At 67.4% G+C, this 5,757-nt stretch carries 8 protein-coding genes and 1 other RNA gene; 7 read left to right on the top strand and 2 right to left on the bottom strand.

Going from position 1 to position 5,757, the window contains the following annotated elements:
- Positions 1-481: 481 nt before the first annotated feature.
- Together O0K41_RS21830 and O0K41_RS21825 are read right to left on the bottom strand one after the other, a co-directional pair.
- On the bottom strand, positions 482-1,804 hold the full coding sequence (locus tag O0K41_RS21830) for an aminopeptidase P N-terminal domain-containing protein (RefSeq protein ID WP_187757608.1): 1,323 nt from the start codon (positions 1,802-1,804) through the stop codon (positions 482-484).
- A 5-nt stretch (positions 1,805-1,809) separates the two neighbouring features.
- Positions 1,810-2,358 carry a YecA family protein gene (locus tag O0K41_RS21825; protein WP_005410897.1) on the bottom strand — a complete coding sequence of 183 codons (549 nt, stop codon included), beginning with the start codon at positions 2,356-2,358 and terminating at the stop codon, positions 1,810-1,812.
- Between the two features lie 153 nt (positions 2,359-2,511).
- On the opposite strand from O0K41_RS21825, the gene O0K41_RS21820 reads away from it, so the two are divergent.
- The 7 genes from O0K41_RS21820 (at position 2,512) to O0K41_RS21790 (ending at position 5,654) form a co-directional block, all read left to right on the top strand.
- Positions 2,512-2,733 carry a TIGR02449 family protein gene (locus O0K41_RS21820; RefSeq protein ID WP_005410898.1) on the top strand — a complete coding sequence of 74 codons (222 nt, stop codon included), beginning with the start codon at positions 2,512-2,514 and terminating at the stop codon, positions 2,731-2,733.
- Positions 2,730-3,026: a cell division protein ZapA gene (zapA, locus tag O0K41_RS21815; RefSeq protein ID WP_088436995.1), complete on the top strand. Its 297-nt coding sequence runs from the start codon at positions 2,730-2,732 to the stop codon at positions 3,024-3,026. The genes O0K41_RS21820 and zapA overlap by 4 nt, the downstream gene beginning before the upstream one ends.
- A 154-nt stretch (positions 3,027-3,180) precedes the next feature.
- A non-coding RNA gene (gene ssrS, locus O0K41_RS21810) (6S RNA) lies at positions 3,181-3,366 on the top strand.
- 83 nt (positions 3,367-3,449) lie between these two features.
- A complete protein-coding gene (locus O0K41_RS21805) occupies positions 3,450-4,043 on the top strand; it encodes a 5-formyltetrahydrofolate cyclo-ligase (RefSeq protein ID WP_164222711.1) in 594 nt (197 codons plus the stop codon).
- Entirely contained in the window at positions 4,040-4,519 is a 480-nt protein-coding gene (locus O0K41_RS21800; RefSeq protein ID WP_012512007.1) for an EVE domain-containing protein, read from the top strand. The genes O0K41_RS21805 and O0K41_RS21800 overlap by 4 nt, the downstream gene beginning before the upstream one ends.
- 22 nt (positions 4,520-4,541) lie before the next feature.
- Positions 4,542-5,189 carry a ribose-5-phosphate isomerase RpiA gene (rpiA, locus tag O0K41_RS21795; protein ID WP_005410902.1) on the top strand — a complete coding sequence of 216 codons (648 nt, stop codon included), beginning with the start codon at positions 4,542-4,544 and terminating at the stop codon, positions 5,187-5,189.
- Positions 5,190-5,210: 21 nt separating this feature from the next.
- Positions 5,211-5,654, top strand: a complete 444-nt coding sequence (locus tag O0K41_RS21790; protein WP_164222714.1) for a DUF192 domain-containing protein — start codon at positions 5,211-5,213, stop codon at positions 5,652-5,654.
- Positions 5,655-5,757: the final 103 nt, after the last annotated feature.

Genomic DNA, 5,757 nt, shown 5'->3' with positions numbered 1-5,757 from the left:
CCCACCCCCCCCCCCCCCCCCCCCCCCCCCCCCCCCCCCCACCTCTGACAGTTTCCTGGGCGCGTCCAACCACGGAAAAGAAAAAAGAAAAGCAGAAGCGGGTCGCTCGCTGCGCTCGCTCTGTGTCGACCACGGTCGACACCTACCCAACAGCCGCAATTGCCCGTAGATCCACGCCATGCGTGGATGATTCATTCGATATCTGACAGATGTGCCGACCAACGGTCGGCACGGTCGGCACCCACCAACAGCCGCGTGAACCTGTCGAAGGCGGGGTACTGTGGGTTTGCGGGGTGTGAGCGGCATGGATGCCGCGACCAAGCCCCCATGGACGGGTTCACGGCGTCCCCGCAAACCCACAGTGCCCCGCCATCCCACGGAATGCCCGCTGTTGCTGTTGCTGTTGCTGTTGCTGTTGAGGTTGCCGGCCAGCGGCCGGCACTACCGCAGGTGCAGGGCTGCAAGCCCTGCAGAACACCCCTTACCCCGCCATCACCGCTTCAATCTCGTCGGCGCTGCGCGCCAGGCCTTCGGTCAGCACGCGATGGCCGTCATCGATGATCAGCACGTCATCCTCCGTGCGGATGCCGATACCGCGCCAGCGCGGTTCCACCGTCGTGTCATCCACGCCGATGTACAACCCCGGCTCGATGGTGAACGCCATGCCCGGCTCCAGCAGACGCGAGTCACCCGCCAGGCGGTAGTCGCCCACGTCGTGCACGTCCATGCCGATCCAGTGCCCGGTCTTGTGCCGGTAGAAGCGCTGGTACAGGCCTTCGGCCAGGTTCTTTTCCAGCGTACCCTTCAGCAGGCCCAACCGCAGCAGGCCCTCGGTCAGGGTCTGCACTGCGGCGAGGTGACCGGCCTCGTACGGCACGCCCGGCCTGGCCTGGGCCAACGCAGCCGCCTGCGCATCGCCGACCAGGTCGTGCAGTGCACGCTGCTCGGCGCTGAAGCGGCCATTCACCGGGAACGTGCGGGTGATGTCGCTGGCGTAGCCACGGTACTCGGCACCGGCGTCGATCAGCACCAGCTCGCCGTCGCGCGAACGCGCGTTGTTGTCGCGGTAATGCAGGATGCAGCCGTTGCGGCCGGCTCCGACGATGCTGCAGTACGCGGGCACCGCATCATTGGCGCGGAACACGCGTTCCAGCTCCGCCTGCAGTTCGTACTCGTGGATGCCGGCCCTGGCGGCCTTCATCGCGGCCAGATGCGCACGCACGCTGATCTGCGCGGCGTGGTGCATCAACGCCACTTCGGCACCGGACTTGAACAGGCGCTGCTCGTGCAGCAGGTGGCCCAGTTCGAGGAACTCGTGCGGCGGCTGCGCACCGTGGCGCACCTGCGAACGCACGCGGTTGACCCAGCCGATCAGCTTCAGGTCGAAGTCGGCATCCCGGCCGAAGTGGTAGTAGACGCGCGAACGGCCTTCAAGCAGGCCCGGCAGGATGTCGTCCAGATCATCGATCGGGTAGGCATCGTCCATGCCGTACTGCGCCACCGCGCCTTCCTGGCCGGCGCGGCTGCCGTCCCAGGCTTCGCGTTCGGCATCGCGCTCGCGGCAGAACAGGATGGCCTCGCCGTGGCGTCGGCCCGGGATCAGTACCAGCACTGCTTCCGGCTCCGGGAAGCCGCTCAGGTACTGGAAATCCGAATCCTGCCGGAACGGATAATGGGTATCGAGGCTGCGCACCTTCTCGGCCGCCGCCGGCAGCACCAGGATCGCGTCCTCGCCGGCCATGTCCATCAGCTGGCGACGGCGACGCTTGTACTCGCCGGCCGCAATGCCGGTGCGCTGCTTGATGTCCATCAGTTCAGGCGCTGACGATGGCGCGAGGCCAGCACCACGTCGCCGTGCAGCAGGAGCACCGCCACGCGGATGAATTCCTCGATCTCCGACAGGGCTTCGTCGTCATCATCGCCACCGGCCTCGAAATCCTCGCTGGAGGCACGCGCCAGGCTGGCCATGTCGGTCAGCGCTTCCTCGCCCTCTTCGGACAGGGTCGGGCGGCGGCCGCCACTGCCCAGGCCGAAGCCGCCTAGGAAGGAACGGGTCCAGCTGAACATGGCATCGGCCTGCGCGGATACGTCGTCGCCGTCGGTCAGCAGCAGCTCGAAGGCGAAGTCGCGGTCTTCCAGCTGCTTGATGGTGGCCTGCAGCAGCTGCCCCAGCACGCTGTCGGCGGCCACCGGCGGCAGGTTGTCGTCGGCCAGCACGCGCGCCGGCCAGTCGTTGCCGGGGGCACCGCCGGCAGCCAGCCAGCCGCACAGCGCGCCGTGCAGCTCGGCAGCGGTGGCGCCCAGGCCCAACGCCTGGCTGGCGCGGGTAACGTCGTCGACGGAGGGAAGTTCGGTCATCGTGCGGCTCGTTCGGAAAGGAAACCCGGGGCGCGCACGCGCGCGCCCGTGAGACCCCGTAGTGTAGCAACCCGACGGCATCCTCTCCGCAGCCGTCCAGCCTTGCTGCGACAACGCTTGACCGCCCTTGCCCGGCTTGCCTATCGTGCCCGCATGGAACCCGCCGATCCCCTTGCCCAGCTGCAGGACTTCGCCGCCCGCGTGGAAGCGTTGCTTGAACGCAACCAGCGCCTGGCCGAGGAGAACCGCAGCCTGCGCCACCAGCAGGAGCAGCTGGTGGCCGAGCGCTCGACGCTGCTGGCCAAGAATGAGCAGGCACGTTCGCGGGTGGAAGCAATGATCAGCCGGCTCAAATCCCTGGAGCAGCACACATGAGCGCCGAACCGGTCAGTGTCCGCATCCTCGATCGTGAATACACCGTGGGCGTCGGCGGCGATGAACGTGACAGCCTGATGGCCGCCGCGCGCCTGCTGGATGCGCGCATGCGCGAGATCCGCGGCAGCAACCGCATGGCCGCGGTTGATCGCGTTGCCGTACTGGCCGCGCTGAACCTGGCCCACGAACTGCAGCTGCTGCGCGACGAAAACGTCCGCCAGGCCGTGGCCCTGCAGCAGACCCTGGCCGACCTGAACCGGCGCCTGGACCGCGCCATCGACGGCACCCCCTAGAAAAAGGGGACGGAGGGGATTAAGGCGCATTCGCCCCCATCCGTGCCGGAAACGTCTTAATCCCCTCCGTCCCCTTTTCGCATATCTGAATTGGCACGGACTGTTGCCGACGAACGGCCTATCCAGATCCTGCGTGCTGGCTATAATGGCCACGCGTTCTCTGCGGTACTCGACGGCATGTGCAAACATTCGCCTTGTCCCTTAAGAACGACACCGGGAGCGCGACAGCGCCGGGAGTGCAGGTCCGCCTTGCAGCGGGAAGCCCGATGGTTCTCCAGCGTTCCCACTTGAGCCCCCGGGTTCAAGGTCGTTTCGCATGCATCGACATTGCGGAGAATGCAATATTCCAGCAAGGGCGGCGTCTTCGGGCGTCGCCCTTGTTCTTTCCGGCACAATGACGGCTGATCCTTGCCGCACGCTGCCATGACCGACCCGCGCCAGGCCCTGCGCCACGACCTGCGGCAACGCCGCCGCGACCTTTCCGCCGCTGAGCGCATCGCCGCCGCCGAATTGCTTGCCGATGCCCTGCTCGCCCTGCCGTTCGCCCCGCGCGAAGGCGCCGTGGCCGGCTACTGGGCGCTGGATGGCGAGATCGCCCTGCACCGCTGGCAGTTGCAGTTGCCCGAAGGCCTCACCTACTGCCTGCCGGTGCTGGCCGGCGACGTGCTGCGCTTCGCGCCGTGGCGGCCGGGGCAGCCGCTGACCAGCAACCGCTACGGCATTCCCGAGCCGGACGTGGCGCTGGAAGACACCCTGGAACCAGCACAGATGGCGCTGGTGGTGGCCCCGCTGGTGGGTTTCGACACGCAGTGCCGGCGGCTGGGCATGGGGGGCGGCTGGTATGATCGCAGCTTCGCCTTCCGCCACGACCGGCCGGCGCCGCCCTGGCTGGTCGGTGCTGCGTTCGCGGTGCAGCAGGTCGAGTCCTTGCCGGTGGCGTCGTGGGACGTGCCGGTGGATGCGATCTGCACCGAAGGCGGCACCCTGTTCCCCTCCGCTGCCCCCGTGAACGCATGACCGCCCGCAAGCGCTACTGGCTGATGAAGTCCGAACCGGACGCCTTCTCCATCGATGACCTGGCCAAGGTCAAGGTCGAACCCTGGAACGGGGTGCGCAACTACCAGGCGCGCAACTTCATGCGCGATGGCATGCAGGTGGGCGACGGCATCCTGTTCTACCACTCCAATACCAAGGTGCCCGGCATCGTCGGCCTGGCCACCGTGGCCAGTACGGCCTACCCGGACGACACCCAGTTCGATCCGAAATCCGACTACCACGACCCCAAGAGCACGCGCGAGAACCCGCGCTGGATGCTGGTGGACGTGGCCTTCGACCGCAAGCTCAAGCAGGTGATCGCGCTGGACGAGATCAAGCTGCACGCCGAAGCGCTCGGTGAAGGCTTCCCGCTGGTTGCCAAGGGCAACCGCCTGTCGGTGTTCCCGGTGACCGCCGCGCAGTGGAAGCTGCTGCTGTCGCTGGAAAAGAAATCCTGATTCCCTGCCTGAGAGTTCTCCCATGTCCGAAGCCAAGCGCCTGGCCGCCGAGAAAGCCATCGAGTACGTAGAAGACGGCATGATCGTCGGTGTCGGCACCGGTTCCACCGTGGCCTATTTCATCGATGCCCTGGCCCGCATCCAGCACCGCATCAAGGGTGCCGTGTCCAGCTCCGAGCAGAGCACCGCGCGCCTGAAGCAGCACGGCATCGAGGTGATCGAGCTGAACCACAGCGGCAACCTGTCGCTGTACGTGGACGGCGCCGATGAGTGCGACGCCAACAAGTGCCTGATCAAGGGCGGCGGCGCCGCGCTGACCCGCGAGAAGATCATCGCCGAGGCCAGCGAGCGCTTCATCTGCATCATCGACCCGAGCAAGCAGGTGCCGGTGCTGGGCAGGTTCCCGCTGCCGGTGGAAGTGATCCCGATGGCGCGCAGCCTGGTCGCCCGCCAGATCCGCGACATGACCGGCGGCCAGCCGACCTGGCGCGAAGGCGTGGTCACCGACAACGGCAACCAGATCCTGGACATCCACAACCTGCAGATCACCGATCCGGAAAAGCTGGAGCGCGAGCTCAACCAGCTGCCGGGCGTGGTCTGCGTCGGCCTGTTCGCCCGCCGACGCGCCGATGTGGTGATCGTCGGCGGCGAGCCGCCGGTCGTGCTCTGACCCTTTCGAAGGATCCTGACGATGTCGCTGTTGCGTTCGCTGCTGATGCTCCCGCTGCTGGCCCTGGCTGGCTGCGCCACCGACGCGGCCCGCCATTGGGTCGAACTGGATGGCGCCCGCTACCAGGTCGAGCTGGCCACCAACGATGAAACCCGCGCACGCGGTCTGATGTTCCGCGACCAGATGGCGGCCGACCACGGCATGCTGTTCATCCACGACCGCGAAGAAATGCAGGCGTACTGGATGAAGAACACCAAGATCGCGCTGGACATCCTGTACTTCGACAGCCAGCGCAAGCTGGTCAGCCAGCAGCGCGATGTGCCGCCGTGCTCTGCCGGCGACATGTGCCCGCCCTACCCCAGCGGTGGCCCGGCGCGCTATGTGCTGGAACTCAACGCTGGCCAGGCCGAGAAGCTCAAGCTGAAGGACGGCACGGAGCTGAAGTTCGGCCCAGGCATCGAGTAACAGGGTTCTGCCCGCGGTAGTGGGGGGCGCGGGGCGGGGCCACCCCCCCCCGGGCGGAGCAGGGGGTGGGGGGGGGGGGGGGGGGGGGGGGGGGGGGGGGGGG

Source organism: Stenotrophomonas sp. Sm2128 (assembly GCF_030985535.1).
GTDB classification, from domain to species: domain Bacteria; phylum Pseudomonadota; class Gammaproteobacteria; order Xanthomonadales; family Xanthomonadaceae; genus Stenotrophomonas; species Stenotrophomonas maltophilia.
The sequence above is the reverse complement of the archived record's forward strand: the minus strand, read 5'-3'. Positions and strand labels throughout refer to the sequence as shown.